The sequence below is a fragment of the Mesorhizobium loti genome, assembly GCF_013170705.1.
Classification (GTDB): Bacteria; Pseudomonadota; Alphaproteobacteria; order Rhizobiales; family Rhizobiaceae; genus Mesorhizobium; species Mesorhizobium loti_D.
Window position 1 is genome coordinate 2753345 of sequence record NZ_CP033334.1, and the last position, 18611, is coordinate 2771955.

The 18611-nt window shown below is 63.1% G+C and carries 10 protein-coding genes; 2 read left to right on the forward strand and 8 right to left on the reverse strand.

Going from position 1 to position 18611, the window contains the following annotated elements; all coding sequences use genetic code 11:
- Positions 1-30 precede the first annotated feature (30 nt).
- From EB815_RS13415 to EB815_RS13425, 3 genes are read right to left on the reverse strand one after another with little or no spacing between them, the layout of a single operon-like run.
- A complete protein-coding gene (locus EB815_RS13415; RefSeq protein WP_056566282.1) occupies positions 31-1593 on the reverse strand; it encodes a trimethylamine methyltransferase family protein in 1563 nt (520 codons plus the stop codon).
- Between the two features lie 14 nt (positions 1594-1607).
- Entirely contained in the window at positions 1608-4073 is a 2466-nt protein-coding gene (locus EB815_RS13420; protein ID WP_065005675.1) for a GcvT family protein, read from the reverse strand.
- Positions 4070-6526, reverse strand: coding sequence for a GcvT family protein (locus EB815_RS13425; RefSeq protein WP_196772399.1), 2457 nt, complete (start codon positions 6524-6526; stop codon positions 4070-4072). Before EB815_RS13425 ends, EB815_RS13420 begins: the two co-directional genes overlap by 4 nt.
- A 120-nt stretch (positions 6527-6646) precedes the next feature.
- On the opposite strand from EB815_RS13425, the gene EB815_RS13430 reads away from it, so the two are divergent.
- Both EB815_RS13430 and EB815_RS13435 read left to right on the forward strand, forming a co-directional pair.
- Positions 6647-7624, forward strand: a complete 978-nt coding sequence (locus EB815_RS13430) for a LysR family transcriptional regulator (protein ID WP_056566289.1) — start codon at positions 6647-6649, stop codon at positions 7622-7624.
- A gap of 98 nt (positions 7625-7722) precedes the next feature.
- Complete coding sequence (locus tag EB815_RS13435) at positions 7723-9051, forward strand: aspartate aminotransferase family protein (protein ID WP_056566292.1); 1329 nt, start codon at positions 7723-7725, stop codon at positions 9049-9051.
- A gap of 284 nt (positions 9052-9335) precedes the next feature.
- Here the strand turns inward: EB815_RS13435 and EB815_RS13440 are convergent, their stop codons facing one another.
- From EB815_RS13440 to bcsN, 5 genes are all read right to left on the reverse strand, one after another.
- Positions 9336-11489, reverse strand: a complete 2154-nt coding sequence (locus tag EB815_RS13440; protein ID WP_056566296.1) for a tetratricopeptide repeat protein — start codon at positions 11487-11489, stop codon at positions 9336-9338.
- Positions 11486-12538, reverse strand: coding sequence for a glycosyl hydrolase family 8 (locus tag EB815_RS13445; RefSeq protein ID WP_065005677.1), 1053 nt, complete (start codon positions 12536-12538; stop codon positions 11486-11488). The genes EB815_RS13440 and EB815_RS13445 overlap by 4 nt, the downstream gene beginning before the upstream one ends.
- Complete coding sequence (locus EB815_RS13450) at positions 12535-14880, reverse strand: cellulose biosynthesis cyclic di-GMP-binding regulatory protein BcsB (protein WP_056566303.1); 2346 nt, start codon at positions 14878-14880, stop codon at positions 12535-12537. Before EB815_RS13450 ends, EB815_RS13445 begins: the two co-directional genes overlap by 4 nt.
- The gene (gene bcsA / locus EB815_RS13455; RefSeq protein WP_056566305.1) at positions 14877-17072 is read right to left on the reverse strand and encodes a UDP-forming cellulose synthase catalytic subunit; all 2196 of its coding nucleotides are present in this window, start codon (positions 17070-17072) and stop codon (positions 14877-14879) included. The genes EB815_RS13450 and bcsA overlap by 4 nt, the downstream gene beginning before the upstream one ends.
- Positions 17073-17269: 197 nt before the next feature.
- Positions 17270-18325 (reverse strand): cellulose biosynthesis protein BcsN, encoded by a 1056-nt coding sequence (gene bcsN, locus EB815_RS13460; RefSeq protein ID WP_081295167.1) that lies wholly within the window; start codon positions 18323-18325, stop codon positions 17270-17272.
- Positions 18326-18611: the final 286 nt, after the last annotated feature.

Consider the following 18611-nt stretch of genomic DNA (forward strand, 5'->3'; position numbering starts at 1 on the left):
AAGGCTACACATCGCGATGAAACGTCCCGCTCAGAAATAGGCCTGGTCAGGCTCGCTCGCCTTGCGTCCAGCGATGAAGGCCTGCAGCGCTTCGTCGATTGCCGGGTCGAGGCCGGGATCCTGATAGTCGTCGAGCAGCCGCTTCCACTGCCGGTTGGCGCGTTGTGCGGCGTCGAGCCGCCCGTCCTCGTTCCACTGTTCGAAGGAATTGTTATCGCTGCTGGACGACCGGTAGAACGCAGAGAGGAAATTGGACTGCGTATGCGCACTGCCAAGGAAATGCGACCCCGGTCCAACCGCTTCGATCGCTTCCATCGCCTGCGCATTGACCGAGAGATCGATGCCCTCGAACAGGCTGGCGACCTTACCGCAGAGATCAGCGTCGATGATGGTCTTCTCGAAGCCGGTGACCAGTCCGCCTTCCAGCCAGCCGGTGGCGTGATTGATCACGTTGGCGCCGGCAAACATCGACATTAGAATGCCCCACGTCGCTTCCTGTTCGGCCTGGGCGTCGGGAAGCTTGGAGGCCGACAATGAGCCGACCGTGTGGAACGGCACACCAACGCGGCGCGCCAGCTGCCCGCATGCAAGCACCATCTTTCCCGCTTCCGGCGTTCCGAATGTCGGCGCGCCGCTCTGCATCGAGATGGTGCTGGCGAAGCTCCCCATCAGGCACGGCGCTCCCGGGTTGATCAACTGCACGAGAGAGAGACAGGCGAGCGCTTCGGCCAGCACCTGCGCCAGCGTGCCGGCGACCGTGCAAGGGCTCATCGCGCCGGCCAGCGTCCAAGGCGTGCACGCGACCGGCTGGTTGTTGCGAGCATAGACCTTCAAAGAGCCGGACATGTTGGCGTCGAGAACGAGCGGCGCATTGGTGTTGGCCACGTTGTAGAGCACGGCGTTGTTGGCGACGAATTCCTCGCCGAAGACGATCTTGGCCATGTCGACCGCATCCTGTGCCCGCTTGGAACCGATGAAGGCGCCCATGAACGCCCGGTCCGAATGACGGATATGCGTGTAGAGCATGTCGAGGTGCCGCTTGTTGGCCGGCAGGTCGACAGGCTCGCAGACGACGCCACCCGAATGGTGCAAATGCGGGATCATGTGGTGGATCTTCACCAGGTCGCGAAAGTCGCCGATCGTGGCATAGCGCCGGCCCCGGTCGAGGTCGTGGACGAAAGGCGGCCCCCAGGACGGGCATAACACGGTGTTGTCGCCGCCGATCATAACCGTATTGGCGGGATTGCGGGCATGTTGCTTGAACTGGGATGGAGCGGTGGCGCGGATGATCTTGCGGCACATGCCCGGCTCGAAGCGTACCCTCGTGCCCTGCACGTCGGCGCCCGCGTTGCGGAAGAGATCAAGGATTTCGGGATCGTCATGGAACTCCATGCCGATTTCCTTGAGCAGCCGGTCGGCGTTCGCCTCGATCAGGCTCAAACCTTCTTCGTCCAGGATATTGAAGGTGCCGATCCTGCGATTGATATAGGGACGGCGCGGCGCCTGCTGCGCGGTACGGCTGCCCTGTCTTCCAGCACGGCCCCCGGTTCGTGGCGCTGACGTTTCGGTCGTGATCGTCGCATCCTTGTCCATTTTCTTCTCCGATCTCAGGCAGGGGTCAAGGCAACCGGTTCGCCGGCACCGAGGCCGCGAACGCGCAAATTGCCGGGATCGTAAGGGGGTTCTGGCAGTTCTCGCGCCGGGAACTCCTTGCCCAGGATGGAGACGGTCAGCCCATCCGCCGAGATGCCTGGCCGCAGATAGGCAAGGGCAACGGTCTTGCCGATGCGGAAGCCGTGGGCGCCGGACGTGACGATGCCGACAGGCCGATCCGCCTGCATGACAGAATGGGCGTAGAAGGGCAGCTGTTGACCGTCATCGTCGATTTCAAGAAGAACCATTTTCCAGGCGCCGTCGCCAACGCGTGCGAGCATGGCCTCGCGGCCGACGAAAGCGCGCCCCTCGGTTTTGACCAGAGTGTCGAGTCCGGCTTCCAGCGGCGTTCGCTCCGTCGTCAGATCAGCGCCCCAGGCGCGATAGCCCTTCTCCAGCCGCATCGCGTTCAGGGCGTAGATACCGAACGGCCGCAGGTCGAAACGCCGGCCGGCCCTCGTAAGCGCATCATAAAGATTGCCGACCTGCACAAGCTGGACGTGGAGTTCCCATCCCAACTCGCCGGCATAGGAGACCCTGAGGGCCGCGGCCTTGATGCCGGCGATGCGAATGATCTGGGCCGAGAGCCAGGGGAAAGCAGGATTCGACAGGTCGACCTCGCTCACCGTTTCGAGCAGGTCACGGGCGCGCGGGCCCATGATGGCCAGCACGCCGCGCTTTTCGGTTACGTTCTCGATCGTGACGTCCGCAAAGGCGGCTGCGCGCACGCGCAGCAGATCCTCGTCGTGCCTTTCGGCGACCGCCGCGCTGGTGAGATAAAAGGCCTCGTCGCCAAGGCGCGTCACGGTGAATTCCGAGGCAACACCGCCCTTTGACGTCAGCGCGTGGACGAGGCCTATGCGGCCCTGGCGTGCCGGCGGCCGATTGGCGCCGAGAGAAGCCATGAATGCGCCGGCGCAAGCGCCGGTGATCTCGAACTTGGAGAAGGCCGACAGGTCGATGACGCCGACGCCGTCGCGCACGGCAAGGCATTCGTCCCGCACCGCATTGAACCAGCCGGGCCGGCGAAAGGTAAGCGGCACGTGTCGATCGCCTCCGCCGGCGGCGAACCAGTTCGGCCGCTCCCAGCCATAGGCGGCACCGAGCACCGCTCCCTGGTCTTTCTGCATGTCCAGCGCGGGCGTCGTGCGGCGCGGGCGTCCGGCTTCACGTTCCTCATTGGGAAAATGAATGCCGAATTGCAGGCCGAATCCTTCGACCGCCTTGTCGATGCGATAATCGCGGTCGGCATAATTGCCGAAGCGGCGCGGATCGATGGCGAGCGCATCGCTTGGCGGCGCACCGCCGACGATCCAATCGGCAAGGAAGCTTCCGGCGCCGCCGCCTTCCATGACACCCATGCTCGACCCGGTCAGCAGCCATGCATTGCCGAGACCGAAGGCCGGGCCGATCAGCGGATTGGCATCCGGCGTGAAGGTGATTGGACCATTGACCACCGTCTTGATGCCAGCGTTGGCGAGCGCGGGAACGCGCTCCATCGCCAGTGCAATGATGTGCTCCACGCGGTCCAGATCGGGCGGCAGCAGTTCCATGCCGAACGCCGGCGGGACGCCGTCGACCGCCCAGGGCTGGGCCGACTTCTCGTACGGGCCGACAATGTAGCCGTCGCGCTCCTGGCGAAGATACCAGCTCTCCTCCGGATCACGGATGATCGGCAGTTCCTTGGCCCCGGCGGCGATGCGGTCCGCAATCTCTGAAACGGTGTCGGTCACGACATATTGGTGCAGCATCGGCACGACTGGCAGGTCAAGACCCATCATGGTGCCAATCTCGCGGCACCAGGTGCCGGCGGCGTTCACCACATGCTCGGCAACAATGTCGCCTTGCGCCGTGCGCACAAGCCACTCGCCCGATGCCTTGCGCTCGATTGCCAAGACCTGATTGTGGCGGATGATCTCGGCACCTCGCGAGCGCGCGCCGACCGCCATCGCATTGGTCGCCAACGTCGGGTCGACATGACCATCATTGGGTTCGAAGATCGCACCGATGATGCCTTTCGTCACGCAGAGCGGATAGATGTCCTGGAGTTCACGCGGGCTCAGGATATGGAAATCATGACCGACGAACCGGCCGAGGCCTTGCACATGGCGGAATTCATCCATTCGATCCTTTGACCGGGTGATGCGCAGTGCGCCGCTTGGGTGAAAGCCGGTCGGCAGCCCGGTTTCGGCTGTCAGTGTTTCCCGGTAAAGCCGCACCGAATGAGCGCGCATCGCCATGATCGTGGCGTTGTGGGCGAAATGCGTGCAAAGCCCCGCCGCATGCCAGGTGGAGCCTGCGGTGAGCTCATGCTTCTCGACAAGGGTGACGTCGCTCCAACCACGCTTGGAGAGATGGTAGAGCAGGGACACGCCCATGGCGCCACCGCCGATGATCACGACGCGGGCATGCTGTCTCATGAGTTTCTCTCCTCGCGTGGGCGCATCCTGGCGCCAGTCGGATCATAGGGGGGCCTGTCGAGCGGCCGGAGCGCATGGCGTGTGCCGGCGACTGCGATTTCGTAGCGGGACGCCTGCATCCGCGCCGCTGTCTCGCCGGGCTCGCAAGTGATGTAGCCAAGGCAAAGGCTCAAGTCGGTGCGGAAACCAAGACCGCCCGACGTCGTCAAGCCGGCAAGCTTTCCGTCCCGGTAGATGGGTTCGTCATGAAGAAGGAGCGGGTTGGCGTCCACCACCGCGAAGTGCATCAACCGGCGCTTCACGCCTTCGGCCTTTTGCGCCAGCAGCGCTTCACGACCGATGAAATCGCCTTTCTTCCAGGATACGGCAAAGGATAGGCCCGCTTCCAAAGGGGTATCCTTTGGCCCGATATCGTGTCCCCAATGGCGATAGGCTTTTTCCAGCCGGCAGCCGTCCAGTGCATAGTGACCGCAGAAGACAAGACCGTGCGCGGCGCCTGCCGCCGCGAGCGTGGCCAGCAAATGTTGCGCGCACTCAACCGGCACGTAGAGCTCAAAGCCGAGTTCGCCGACAAAGCTGACACGCGTTGCCCGGACATCGGTCATTCCGATGTCGATGCGCCGCGAGGTCGAGAACGGAAACGCCGCATCTGAAAGATCGGCGTCGGTCAGGCTCTGCAGCAGTTCGCGCGAACGTGGCCCCATGACACCGAGGACGGCTTCGGACGATGTCAGGTCGAAGACCGAAGCATTGAGATCGAGATCCTGTGCATGATGCCGAATCCAGGCAAGATCCTTCTGTCTCGTCGCCGCGCCGGAAATGACCCGGAATGTGTCCTCGCCACTTCGCAGAACCGTCACGTCGGCCTCGATGCCGCCTCGCGGGTTGAGAATTTGCGTATAGACGGCGCGGCCTTCGGCGACATCGATGTCGTTGGCACACAAATGCTGCATCAGCTTCACCGCGTCGCACCCGGTGACCTCAAGCTTGGTGAAGGGAGAGAGCTCAAACAGGCCGACGCCTCGAGACATGCGGTCGACTTCGGCCTTGGCGGCAGCCCACCATTTTTGGGCGCCCACGGAATAGTTGGGGGTCCGACCGGCCTCATCCTGGCCGAACCAGAGCGGACGTTCCCAGCCGGTTGGCGCGCCAAACACGGCACCGGCATCGGCGAAGGCCTGGTGAAAGCCGGAACGCCTGATATCGCGTCCCGCGGTCGCCTGCTTGTAGGGCCAGTGCATGCGAAAGAGATCGGCGACCGCCTCCTCCATCCTGGCCCCGACGAAGGACCGCGCCGCAGCGGACCGGTCGAAGCGGGCAATGTCGAGCGCCCACAGATCGAGGCCGGGTTCTCCGTCGACGATCCATTCGGCCATAGCCTTGCCCGCTCCCGCCGACGACATCATGCCGGTCGAGTTGAAGCCGGCGGCGACATAAAAACCGCGCAGATATGGTGACTCTCCCATGAGCGGCCTTGTGTCGGGTGTGAAACTCTCCGGGCCATTCATGAAGTGCCTGATGCCGGTTTCGGAGAGCGCCGGCAGAAGCTTCAGCCCAGCCGACATGAACGGCTCGAACTGATTCCAATCCTCGGGCAATTCGAGGAAAGGCCTGCTGCCCGCCGGTCCGCGAATGTCAAAAATCTTGGCATTCGGCTCGAACCCGCCAAGGACCAGCTTTCCGGAATCACCCTTGATGTAAATGCCTTCATCAAGGTCGCGAACGATCGGGAACGGATCCTGCAGGCCCGCAACCGGCTCCGTCACCACATACATATGCTCGACGGCCTGCAGCGGCACGGGTACGCCGACAAGAGCGCCGATATCGCGTGCCCAGGCGCCGGCGCAGTTCACGACCGTCTCGCAGTCGATAATAGTGCCGGAAGCGAGCTTGACGCCGGCGACGCGGCCGTTCTTCGTCACGAAGCCTGCGCAGGCCACCCCCTCCAGGATACGAATGCCGGCGACACGGGCGCGTTTTGCATAGGCCGCGCAGATGTCGACTGGATTGGCCTGACCGTCTTCCTCGACCCACAGCGCACCCTCGATATCGTCGACGACGATACCGCGCACGCGCTCCGATATGCTGGCTTGATCGACGATCTCGACCTTCAGTCCGCAGACATCGCCCATATGCGCGATGCGTTTCAGCTCGTCCATCCGCTCCGGCCGTCGCGCCAGCCAAACGCCGCCCGTCCGCCGATAGCCGGAGGCCTGTCCGGTCAGTTCCTCAAGGCGCGGAAACAGTTCCGTCGCGTACTGCGCAAGCTTCGTCAGGTTGAGGCTGGCGCGCAGCGGGCCGACGATCCCGGCGGCATGCCAGGACGTGCCGCTGGTCAGTTGGTTGCGCTCCAGCAGGACCACATCGGGCATCCCGAGTTCGGCGAGATGATAGGCGATGCCCAGGCCGATGACGCCGCCGCCAATGATCACGATGCGTGCGCTGTCATTCACCGAGTCGATACCTTTGTTGGTTGCAACGGCGCGATCTTTTCCATCGAACCACTTGCACTCAACCGAATTTTTGCAACATTAGGAAAACTTATGAAGCCTCGATGCGTTGGGAGTTGGTAAGTGAAGACCGGCAGTTTCGATTTCAATCTGTTCCGATCCATCGAGGTTTTCGCCGCCGTGGTCGAGACAAGACATGTCACCCAAGCCGCGCAAATGCTGGGCATGACGCAGTCCGCAGCGTCCCAGCATCTGAAGAACCTGGAGACCGCCCTTGGCGTCAGCCTGATCGATCGCAACCTCAGGCCGATCGAACTTACCAAGGCGGGAATAGCACTTCATCGGCGCGCCATCGTCATACTGGCCGAGGTCGAGGGGCTTCGCACGGATGCGCGCCGCGTCAATGCCGCGCCGCTGCCACTGCTGCGCGTCGCTCTCCTTGCATCCATCGCCACAACATTGGCGCCAGCCCTGTCCGTGCTTGCCCGCAAGACCTTCGGCATTCCCGAGCTCAGCCTCTTCGCGGGCCTGGCTACGGACCACGTTGCCTTGCTGCGGGCCAGGCGAGCGGATCTCGCCGTCACATCCGGCGAACTCTTTGAAATCGAAGGCCTTACGCGCTATCCGATCATGACTGAGAAGTTCTTGCTGGTGACGCCGAAAGGGTTCGCGGGGGATGTCGGTGACATAACGAAGCTTTCGAAGAAGCTCGCCTTCGTACGGTTTTCGCGCGAGACACCGGTGGGGCTGCGGGTCGATCAGCATTTGAGCCGGCTGCGCATCGAGATACCCCGCTCCATGGAAGGAGACCGCTCCAGTGTGGTGATGGCACCGGTCGCGTCCGGTATGGGTTTTGCGATCCTGACGCCAACACTGCTCATCGATGGCCTGGCCGAAGGCATGGAGATTGATGTACACCCCTTGCCCTTCACCGGACTGACGCGCAACATCCTGCTCGTCGCGCGGGAGCGCGAACTGGGGAACCTGCCGGAAGCCTTCGCCGCGCGCACCGCCGAAGTCCTGACCCAAGCGATCAGCGCACGCCTGCCCGACCTTCCCGCCGACTGCTACGTCGTCGACAGTCCCGCATCGCATGACTAATCGGCTCCATCATTTATCCTGATGGGCGATTTTGCCCCGTGCGCGCCCTTCACATTCTGTGTTCAATCCCCCCGGTTTCAAACACGCAGGAGGCGGGCATGAATGCTCCTCACGTTCATTCGAATCTGGAGGTCGACTGGTCGACCGAGTCCATCGTCGAGCGAAGGAACCGCTTCTATTCCGCTTCGCAGCGGAAGTTCGTTCCCTACAAGGAGCCGCTGATCCTGAAGCGTGGAAAAGGCCAATACGTCTGGGACGAAAAGGACCAGAAATACATTGACCTTCTTGGCATGAACCTTTGCATTTCGGTCGGCCATGCCCACCCGCAGGTGGTGAAGGCGGCCACCGAGCAACTGGCTGAACTGACCCACTGTACGACGATGTTCTATCATCCGGTTCCCGCCCAGTATGCCGAGGAACTCGCTGCAACGATGCCTGCGGGGCATGACTGGGTGGTGCATTTCACAAACAGCGGCGCGGAAGCAATCGATCTCGCCTTGCTGATGGCGCGCACGCATACGGGCAATATCGACATGCTTGCGCTTGCCTCGAGCTATCACGGCGCCACCTTCGGGGCTCAGTCGGTGACCGGAATCTCGGGATTTCGTCACCCCGTCCCCCAGCTTGGAGGCGTGACCTTCGTGGCCGAGCCCAACCAATATCGTGGCGCTCATGGCGAAGGGGTCGAGCCGTATCTGGGCGAGGTCGAGCGCGCCATAGCCAGTTCGACCAGCGGCCGGCTTGCCGGGATGATTGTGGAGCCGGTCCAGGGCTACGGCGGCATCGTACCGATGCCCCAGGGCTATATTTCTGGCGCTTTCGAACGCGTTCGCGCAGCCGGTGGCGTTTGCATCATTGATGAAGTGCAATCCGGCGTCGGACGTACGGGCGATGCCTTCTGGGCGTTCGAATCCCATGGCGTCGTTCCTGATATTGTCGTTGTCGCCAAAGGCGTCGGCAATGGCATCCCGCTGGGCGCCGTCATCGCGAAGCGAGACGTCGCCGAGTCCATGGCTGATAAATTCCTGTTTCATACCTACGGAGCCAATCCTGTCGCATGCGCTGCCGGACGCGCGGTGCTCAAGGTCATCCGTGAAGAACGACTGCAAGAGAATGCACGCGCCGTTGGCGGCGCCCTGAAGACGAGACTGGAGGAACTCAAGAAGCAGTATCCCTTGATCGGCGACATCAGAGGACAAGGTTTGATGCTTGCGATCGAACTGGTGAAAGACGGGACTACGAAGGAACCTGCACCGGAGGCGGCAATCGCGGTATTCGAGGAGACCCGACGCAACGGCCTCGTTGCGAGCCGCTCGGGTCCCTACCGGAACGTTATCCGTATGTGCCCGCCACTTTGCCTTTCGATGGCGGATGTCGAGGACGTAATGGACCGCTTCGTCCGCAGCTTCCGGACAGCGACACTCTGATGACTGATATCCGCGTTCGATGGGCAACGGAGAGTGAATCGAATAGTGGCCATCCGCCGATCCTCTCTCCAAGCCCGAAAGCTGCCGTACGCTCACCTTCGGGCGGCGGCTAACATGAACATTTTCCGACCGATAGCTTTTGGCAAAATCGGGCGTTGATAGCTGATTACAGCGAGGTCAGCCGAATTGCGGATTTGATTGCGCTCTGGTGGCAACATGATGCGCCGATCGGCCCGGATGAAAACCCGTATGGAGGAAGCGACCCCTCGCGAGTCCTGCAGCGGTTACTGGATTTTTGCCTCTCTCGCAGTCTTCACGTCGTTTAGGCCCTTCAGGGCCTCGCGGCTCCCAGTCCCAGCGGCGGCGCGGAAAACCTGCTCGGCATCGGCAAAGCGGCGTAGCTTCAGATAGGCATAGCCGCGCAGTACCATGAGGCCCGTGCGCTCCGGCGCAATGCGCGACCGCTCATCCAGCGCCATGATCGTCTCGACATAACGGCCTTGATCGAAGGCGCTGTTGGCCTGGTTTTCCAGGAGTGCTGTCTTTAGTTGCGCGCTACGGTCGGCATCTTGCGGCGCCTTGGACGCCGCGACCGCGGCCATATCCGACAGTCCGGCGCGCAGGTACGCTAGGCTTTGCCCGTAGGCGGCATCAGCGCGGGTCTTGCCGGTACCGTGCAGAGCCACTTCGAAAGCCGCGACCGCCTCCATCGGCCGGTTCGCGCCCATCAGGCACCAGCCCCGCGTCAACGCCCGAGCCGGCGCCAACCCGGTCGGGTCAAGTGTGCTGGAGCAGCCGCGCGCCTGCTGTTTTGTCATTCCGCCCACCCGCACATTGTCCTGGCCTGTGCCGGTCTGGTTTGTCGCCTGCTCCCGGCTGGCACGTTGACGCGCGCGCGCGCCGGTCCCCGCGCCCTTGCCGAACGCCGACGTCTCGATGCTTCGCTCGCCCACCGTGGGGATGCGTTCGGAACGTCCCGCCCAGGCGGCCTGTATGGCCCGCGCGCCGGCCTTGTCGCCGGTCTTCCACAGCGTCAGCGCCAGCCCATAGGCGGAAGGTTCGTCGTCTGGCTTCCAGTCAAGCGCCAGCTTGAACCATTGTGCCGCCGTTTGCGATTGGTTGAGGCCGTCCGCATACCAACCCAGTTGTTGCGCGGCGGCGGCGTCCTTTGCTGCATAGATGGCCTGGACCATGCGCTGGAGCACGTCCGGACTAATTGGCGCTTGCGGCGTCACCGCCAGCAGATTGGCTACCGCGGCCAGGTAGACGCGACGCGTGTCGTCGTTGGTGTCGCGCCAAGGATAGAGGATGTCCTCGGCATCGGCCGAGCGCTCCTGTTGGATCAGCGCCAATGCCAAGCCCTGCGAGGCGGCGGCCGTGTTTTCCTTGTCATGGGCCTTGCGAAACCAGTTTTCTGCCTCTTTCGGGTTCTCACGGCGCACGAAGTACCAACCCAGCAGCAGGTCGTCGGAGGACAGGCCGTCCTGATCTGCCAGCGTCTGGACGGTGGCGATGTCCGTCGGCGCCACGATTAGCTTCGGATCGGCATCGCCATTGGCCAGGCTTTGCCTCGCAATGTCGTTGCGCACGCTTGCGAACTCACCTTTGCCGTCTGCTGTCTTCTGCTCGGTCGCGAGAAGCTGGTCCAGGTCCGCTCGTGACAGCAGCGGCAGCGCCTTTTGGATGGTGGCGACACGTTCCTCGGGTTTCTTGCAATTGTTCAGCACGTAAAGATAGGCGTCGCGCGCACGGTCCTTGCGGTCCGTCTGCGCGAAGGCTTCCGCGACCCGCCACAGCACATCGACATCACCGCAGGTCAACAGGCTGGAATTGGCCGACCCGATACGGATGACGGTGTCGTATTGCTTGAGGTCGGACGCGTTGACCAGTTGTTCCCTGGCCTCCGCGACGGCCAGCCGGGCGAGCAGATCCGGCGGGGCCTGCCAGCCCGGTTGCGCGGCCTGCCTGTCGGCGATGGCCTTGCGCACCTCGGCGAGCTTGCCCTCGGAATAGAGTTTCCAGATCTGGTCAAGTCGCGGGTCGCCTGCCTGGCTGGGCGCCAGTGGGTTCTCCGGCGGTGTCCATTGCGGATACAGTGCCTTCAACCTGGCGATCTCCGCCTCGAGCCGTCTCGTGTCGCCCTTGGACGCGAAATAGCGCAGCGCCGTTTCGTCAACTTGTGGCGGCGGCGTGGCAGCGGAATTCGCCGCTGGAGGACCGGTCGTGGACGCCGAATTCGTCGTTGGGGCAGTCGTCGTCGCGCTCCGCCCCGCCTGCGCGACCGTTGGCGGCTGCGAGTAGCCTGCCTGCGATTGTCCGCCGCCGGTGGCGATTTGAACGTCACTCGGAATCGGCGGAACCATATCGAAATAACCGCCGTGGAGCGCGACCGCTCCGAGTAGCCCTATACCGGCGGCCGTGAGCATGAACAGCTTCATAGGCACTCCGGTTCGTGACGCCGTGCATAGGAGAGCGCAAGCAGATGCAAGGTCGAGGGATAGTAGTCGGTCGGGGCAAATGACTGCACGCTGTCAGGCAGTTTCTTGCCGTCGATGACGCAGGCGACCAGCGCTGGGATGATGCGGTAGCCCGCATCGTCGAGCAGTTGCCGCGTCTGGCCGTTGGCGACGTCGACGATGCGCAGCCTCCCTTCGGGGTCGGCCATATGCACTGCGAACGGCTCCAACAGTGCACGGTCGCGAATTCCCGCGCGGATGAGATAAAGCGGGATGCGGATCGCGTTGTAGCCAAAGTTCTGGGGAAACCCGTCGGCGGCGCGTGGCGCAGCCTTCAGCGACACCCAGTCCGGCGGCAGGCCCGCTTCCCCGATCTTCATTGTGGTCGCGATCAGGGCGCGGCCATTGTTGGCCAGCTCGCGCCACGGACCGTCCGGCGCCAGCTCGGCCATCACCGGCAGTGCCTCGAACACCCAATAGGACGGGTTGACGACGGGACCATCCTGGCGGTCGGCGGCGCCGAACCCGGCATTGCCAGGCTTGAGCAGAACAGCATCGCCCACCCGTTCCAGGCCGCCTGCGGCCAGCGCCGAGGCGATCGTGGCGGCGGCGGTGGTCAGGTCGGGGCGACGCCAGGCGGATCCGGCGAGCGCCAGCCCATAGGCGATCAGCAGATCGCCATCGGTAGCGTTGTTGGTGTCGGTTACGCGCGGCGTCGCGGAGGGGTCCCATTTCCAGGCCGCCAACCCGTCATTCCGCAACAGCATCTCGGTGCGGGTAAATGCCCAGATGCGATCGAAATCACCCCTGTTGTCGGCAAGATATGACAAGAGCAGTCCGTATCCCTGACCTTCGCTGTGACTGATGCCGGCATTGGCATTGTCGACGATTCGGCCGGCCGGGTCGAGGAACTTGTCCCGGTAAAGGGTCCATTCCGCCGTGGTGATGGCTGCGCCTGCCACCGCGGGCGCGGATTGGGCGGTCAGGATGGAAACCATCGCTGCCAGCATCATCACCCTCAGCCTACTCATCGTCTCCTGCCCAGAGAACCGAGCAGAACGGATGTGGCGAAGCCAAGCAGGATCGACAGCACAATCAGCACCACGGCATAGGACAGCGCATTGGCTGAGAGCCAATTGGCGATGATCAGGCGATAGTTCGACAGCGAAAACGGCTGTGTCTCGACGAAGTCGAAACGGGTGGCGGGCATGGAAACAACCTTATCGTCTCCAGCATCCACAGAGGTGATATGACCCGTCATTTTGCGCCAGGCGCTCTGACCGCTCAAGGACCGCACACCGTCCTGTAACGCATTGACGGATGGCGCCGTGACCAGCGTCCAGGTTGCCTCGCCCGTTGGGCTCTCTTGCTGGGCCACGACGATGCCCACACTTCCCTGCGGCGCAAACGGTGCCTCCGGCCCAGGGAATATGCGTAACGAATTCATCGAGATGTTGAAAGTCCGACTCATCCAGTCCTCGAACGAACTGACCTGGCCGCGCCAGCCGCTGCCGCGCAGCTTTTCACGCCACTGGTTGAATGTCGCGTCGGTGTCGGGATGAATGGAGCTCACGCGTTCGCCCCATGTCGAGCCGGCGTCGCTCGCCACGCCCACCTGCGCCAGGACCGCCGCCGGCACTTGCGAAATAGCGCTGATGAACAGTGCATTCCTGTCGTTGACGGCGGTTGCCGCGCTCAACGTGTCGACCGGGATCAGGCGGCCCGCCGCGACCGACATGCGCGCCAAGAGCGTGACCCCGGCGGAGACCGTCTCGGGCTGTGTACGATCCATGATCAGCGGAGTCGCGTATTCGGCGATGCTGTAGGGATAGCCGGTTCCGCTTGTCCCCGCGAGATTGGGGATTCTGGCCACTCGCGCGAAGGCGGGCATCACGAATTCGGAGCTGTCGAATACGGCGAAACGTTGAGCGCCCTCCGCCGTGGCGCCGGGCGCGCAGATCGCGTCGACCCCGGTCATGAGCACAGCCTCGATGGCGATGGTGTTGTCGCCTGGTCTGAAGTGCCGCATCGTCACCTTGATCGGCAGGTGGCGCAGGATCTCGCCTCCCGAGGTGGTAATCGGCACGGTCGCCGCGATGCTGTCGTTGACATAGACGTCGATATGACTTCCCGGCAGCACTTGCTGCGAATAGGCGGCATCAAGCAGGATCGTCGCCTGACCGTAGGACTCGGCGTAGAAATCCGAAGGCACGCCCACCGCGAAGTCGGTGCGCACCCTGCGCCCGGCGAATTCGAGCGTGCTGACCCCCAGTTCGGAAAACGTCAATCGGCGTGGACCCAGCAGCATGGGGACGTCCGGCGTGCGCCATGTGCGCGTCGCAAGGCTGGTCCGCAGGCTGCCGCGCGGGCGGTCGACCTGCTTGGCGATGTCGTCGATAGCAAGGTCGACCGCCTGCCAACTCGGCCCGCTCACCACCAATGTCGAAGGGCCGAGCGTGGGATCGTCGATCAGCGTCGCGCTTGGCCCGGCCTCCGCGCTGGCTGGTACGGCCGCCAGCACCTTGGACAAGTCTGCGGCCGGCCCCAGGACGATATTTGCCACACCCGGCTTCGTCGCGGCGGGGCCGGCCTCGCTCACGGCGAAGGCCTGGTTGGGCATGTTAGCCATCAGCGCCATGGCCTCGCCAAGGCGCACCGCCGGCGCGGTGGAGACGGTCTGGCTCATCGACGGCACGATGAGGTTGAATGTCGTGGCGCCGGCGTCATCGACGCCGATGGCGCGCAGGTCCTCGACGCGTTTCCAGCGCCCGGCCTCGGGATCGTCGAAGGAAATGAAGGTCCTGCTCGTATCGATCTGCGTCCACAATTCATAGGTCGATTCGACGGTGCAATCGGTGCGGTGCCGCTGCACCGCGGACATGGTGATGTCGTTGAGGCCGGCATGCAGCAGCTTTGCCGGGATGGCGACAGACATATCGGAGGGATTGTCCGAGGAGGCGATCGGCGCATCGACGAGATCGCTGCCATTGACCGACACTTTCAGACGCGACGCTTCGGGCGCTACGACGACGGCGTTTTGATAGCCGAGGTGGAAGTCGGCCTTCGAAGCCGCCTGTTCCGGTGTCAGGAAGATCGACCAGGAGCGCCGCGAATATTCGCCGGAAAACACCAGTTCGGCGAACGGCACGACATAGCGTCGTGCGGAAGGCACGGCCGGTTGCGGCGTCGCGGCCGCCATCGGTGCTGTGCTACCCGGCGCGGACGCATCCGGCGGTGCAACAGGCGCGGCGGGTTGCGGCGCCGGCGTCACGATCGCCGGCGCTTCTTTCGACATGTCGAACGGGCTGGTCTGGGCCATGGCCGGCGACACGGCAAGCGCCAACAGCGCGATCGAAGCCAGACGACGTCTCATTGACGCTTCTCGGCAAGTGTTGCGACAGGTTCACCGCCGGTGCGGCCACGCAGGTCGCGCCAGAAATAGACCAGCCCGCGATAGGTCTGGAAAATCGCCAGCCGCAGGAACCATGCGGTGCCGCGCAGCAGGCCCGGGTTGCCCCGGCGCGAAAGCTGGAACTGCTCCCACTGCTTGGAGTTGGCGAAGATCAGATCGGCCACAAGGCGGTGGTGAACGGCTTCCGTCGGCTGGTAGAGGCAGCCTACCGCGATGCTGTCGGTTGTCCGTTCGAAGTTGCGGATTACCACCGGCAACACGGCTTCCGTGCCGTCGGCGAACAGCTTGAAGCGAATGCCGGCCGTGGCATCTTTGGCCAACTCTTCCAGGTTCGCGCCGAACACCAGCACGCGGGCACCGTTGGCGGACACATTCTCGATTGTGCCTTGCAGCCACCTGCCGCCGATCTCGAAATCGCAGCGCCGGCTGACCTTGACGCGCCTGGTCGCGGCGCGCTCTCCCCGCTCGGAGACGACGCCCAGTGCACAGCCGGCCATGATCAGGTTGATCAGGTTCCAGCCGCCCACCACCAGCGTCACGTCGGCCTTGAAAGGCTCGGCGTAAACCTTCCAGACCGTGACGAAGACGCCGACGAGCAGGATGCCGAAGATGGCGAAGAACGGCTTGCCGATCTCGGAAAGGCGGCTCGTCGCGATCGATTCATCCTTGGCGGTGACCTTGAAGGTCGGCTTTCGCGGATTGAGGATCACCGAAATCACAGCCGGCAGCAGATGCACCGTCTGCACATACTCATAGAGTTCCGAGACCCAGGGCCAGCGGAAGGCGCCGTAGAGGTAGTTCTGCATCATCAGATTCACGACCATGTAGGTGAGCGTGTAGGCCATGAACTCGCCGCCCGAGGCGGTGAATATCTGCAGGTCGAAGAAAAGGTAGAAGAGCGGCGCAACGAGAAAGATCGTGCGCGGGAACGGAAACAGCCAAAACAGCGTCGACGACATGTAGCACAGGCGCTGCGGTATCGAGAGGCCGCGCTTGAAGGGCGGAAACCGAAAGCGCAGGATCTGCATCATGCCTTGCGCCCACCGGCTTCTCTGGCCGATGAAGGAGGCGAAGGTCGCCGGCTGCAGGCCGGCAATCAACGGCTTATCGACATAGACGCTGTGCCATCCGCGCGAATGCAACTCAATTGCCGTTTCGCAATCCTCGGTGATGCTGACGCCGCTGAAGCCGTTGGTTTCCGCGAGCGCGGCGCGGCGCAGAACCGCGGCGGAGCCGCAGAAGAAGGATGCATTCCATTTGTCCAGGCCGCGCTGGATGATGCCATAGAACATCTCGTTCTCGGACGGCATCTTCTCGAAGGTGCGCAGATTTCGCTCGACCGGATCGGGGTTGAGGAAGAAGTGCGGCGTTTGCACCAGGAATAAGCGAGGGTCCTCATCGAAGTAGCCAACGGTCTCCTTGAGAAAATCACGCGCCGGCGCATGATCGGCGTCGAAAACCGCGATGAGTTCACCCGTCGAATGGGCAAGGCCGTTGTTGAGATTGCCGGCCTTGGCATGCTCGTTGCGGTCGCGCGTCAGATAGGTAACGCCGAGTTCCGCGCTCAGCTTCTTCAACTGGGCGTATCGCCGCTCGGCAATGTTGGCATCGCCGATCTTCTCGGAGTTGCGCTTTTGCAGCGTTCCGCCATCGTCCAGCAGCCAGACCCGCACCTTGTCGGCCGGATAATCCATCCCCCTGGCCGCCGCCATCGTGTTGGCCAGCAGATCCGGGTCTTCATTGTAGGTGGGAATGAACACATCGACCTGTGGCAGCCTGTCGTTCATATTCGCTCGCGACGGGCGTGAGGGCAGCGGAAGCGCCACGACGAAAAGGCTGAGCGCCAGCATCATCACGCTGTACATTTCTGCGAGATAGAGCAGGAATCCGGGGATGAAGTTCTCAAGCTGATTGATTGGCGGCAGCGTGCTGGTGGTGCGCCAATATACGTAGCGCATGACGATGGCAGTGCCGAAAGCGAGAGCAACCAGTCGCCAGATCCCATCAGGCCGGATGAGCTTTAGCACCATCATGGCGAACAGCACGCACAGGCCGGTGACCAACTGGGTTTCCAGGCTGATCGGCAGCGTTACCAGTGTGATCACGCATACCGACGCCAGTGCCCAGAGGGCAATGATCAGCAATTTTCGCATTCATTGCGTCCTTGCATTCGGACACCTACCGCTTTTCAGTCGATGGCATCCCGGGAACCGGCTGCGAACCTGGCGGACGCCACATCTTGGGGGCATGACCACCGATGGCCGGTGTTTAATGGAAACACGCAATGGTTGATATGGGTTTCGTGTCCGCCAGCGAGTTGCGCTGGTGGTTAACAAACCGTATGCAGCGCCTAGTTGCACGTCCCCGACCCGTCGGCCGCTGCGCAAGGCGGGGGCGGAACAATCGGCGCCGCTGGCTTGTCGGCGGCTTTCGAGGGCACGGGGGGCGGAGACGGCACCAATGTCGACTGCGCGGGCGTGATTGCTGACGATCCAGGCGGCGGCGGAACGATCGGGCCCACGGGAGCAGGCAGCACAGGCAGCGGCTCGGCCACAACCTGCCTTGGTGAAAGGGCGGTGAGACGTGGCCGTGGTGTGGCCTGCGGTGATGTCACCGTCTCGAAGCGCGCAACCCCGACCGGGTAGATCGGTTGCCCGGGCTTGCCAAGCGAAGCCTCCGGCGCAGGCGGTTCACCGTAGGGGTTCCAGTTGCGCGTCTTGAAGGAGGACGTGATCGTGTAGCCGTACATGACCTCGAGCAGCTTCTGCTCCGGCTCGTTCTGGTCGCAGATGCGCAGGCGCACCTGGATTGAGCCCTTGTTACCGATCCAGGTCTGGGTGATGCCCGTCGAGCTGATACGTTGCCAGGCATAAAGACAGGTATCCCCGGAAGCCGAGCGGCCCGCCGCATAGCCGAACGGGCCGTATTTATTCTGCACGTAGTAGGGCGATGTCTGCATCCGGATGCCCGGCAGCGCCTGTCGGATTTCCGAGCCGATGTTGCCGAGGGGAAGATAGCCTTCGCGGAGCCGGCTCTCGCCAGCTGCGGCAGCGTCCACTGGTCCGAACATTTGCACCCGCAACATGTTCTGGCCGGGTGTGTGCGCCGAGGTCGACAGCAGGATTTCCTGCTGGGTGGCATTGGCGAACCGCCGCTCAAGCACCGCAGTGACGGCCGGGCCGCCGGGTGCTGGAAGCGCGAACGCGGTCTCGGACGCGACGAGGCTCGTTCCGGTGGAATGCACAAGGGGCGGCGGCTGGGCACAGCCGGCAAGCATCAGCACCAGTGCCTGGCCAATCGCCTTCGCAACGGATGCCACGCCAGCGCACGACAGCGCAGCGTCGCCATTTAGAGCGGCGGGCTTTCGTGCAAACAGGCAGATTGGGCGGGCCCAAGCAAAGTCCATGTCGGCGACGCTAAGAGATTCGCGCGCGTCGACGAAGAACTAATACGGAGAATCCGGACTTGCCCCCAAGGAAAGCGGAAGCTGAGTCAAAATTGCCGCGTTCGTGCCGTCAGAGGTTGAAACGCTCGACACTGCGGCAAGCCGATCCGAACTGGAATCGGCCAACGTCCTTAATTTCGGAATCTCCAGCAGGCCGTGTCAGCCTTTTGGGCCAGGTGACACCGCCTGTCGCAATTACATTTTCAAGGCCTGAAGCTGTCGTTCCGCTTGCGACCCCAACGACTAC

Coding starts and splice junctions, on each gene's coding strand:
- EB815_RS13450 (WP_056566303.1), bottom strand. CDS start 14,880: ATGAGACGTCGTCTGGCTTCGATCGCGCTGTTGGCGCTTGCCGTGTCG.
- EB815_RS13435 (WP_056566292.1), top strand. CDS start 7,723: ATGAATGCTCCTCACGTTCATTCGAATCTGGAGGTCGACTGGTCGACC.
- bcsA (WP_056566305.1), bottom strand. CDS start 17,072: ATGCGAAAATTGCTGATCATTGCCCTCTGGGCACTGGCGTCGGTATGC.
- EB815_RS13440 (WP_056566296.1), bottom strand. CDS start 11,489: ATGAAGCTGTTCATGCTCACGGCCGCCGGTATAGGGCTACTCGGAGCG.
- EB815_RS13420 (WP_065005675.1), bottom strand. CDS start 4,073: ATGAGACAGCATGCCCGCGTCGTGATCATCGGCGGTGGCGCCATGGGC.
- EB815_RS13415 (WP_056566282.1), bottom strand. CDS start 1,593: ATGGACAAGGATGCGACGATCACGACCGAAACGTCAGCGCCACGAACC.
- bcsN (WP_081295167.1), bottom strand. CDS start 18,325: ATGGACTTTGCTTGGGCCCGCCCAATCTGCCTGTTTGCACGAAAGCCC.
- EB815_RS13445 (WP_065005677.1), bottom strand. CDS start 12,538: ATGAGTAGGCTGAGGGTGATGATGCTGGCAGCGATGGTTTCCATCCTG.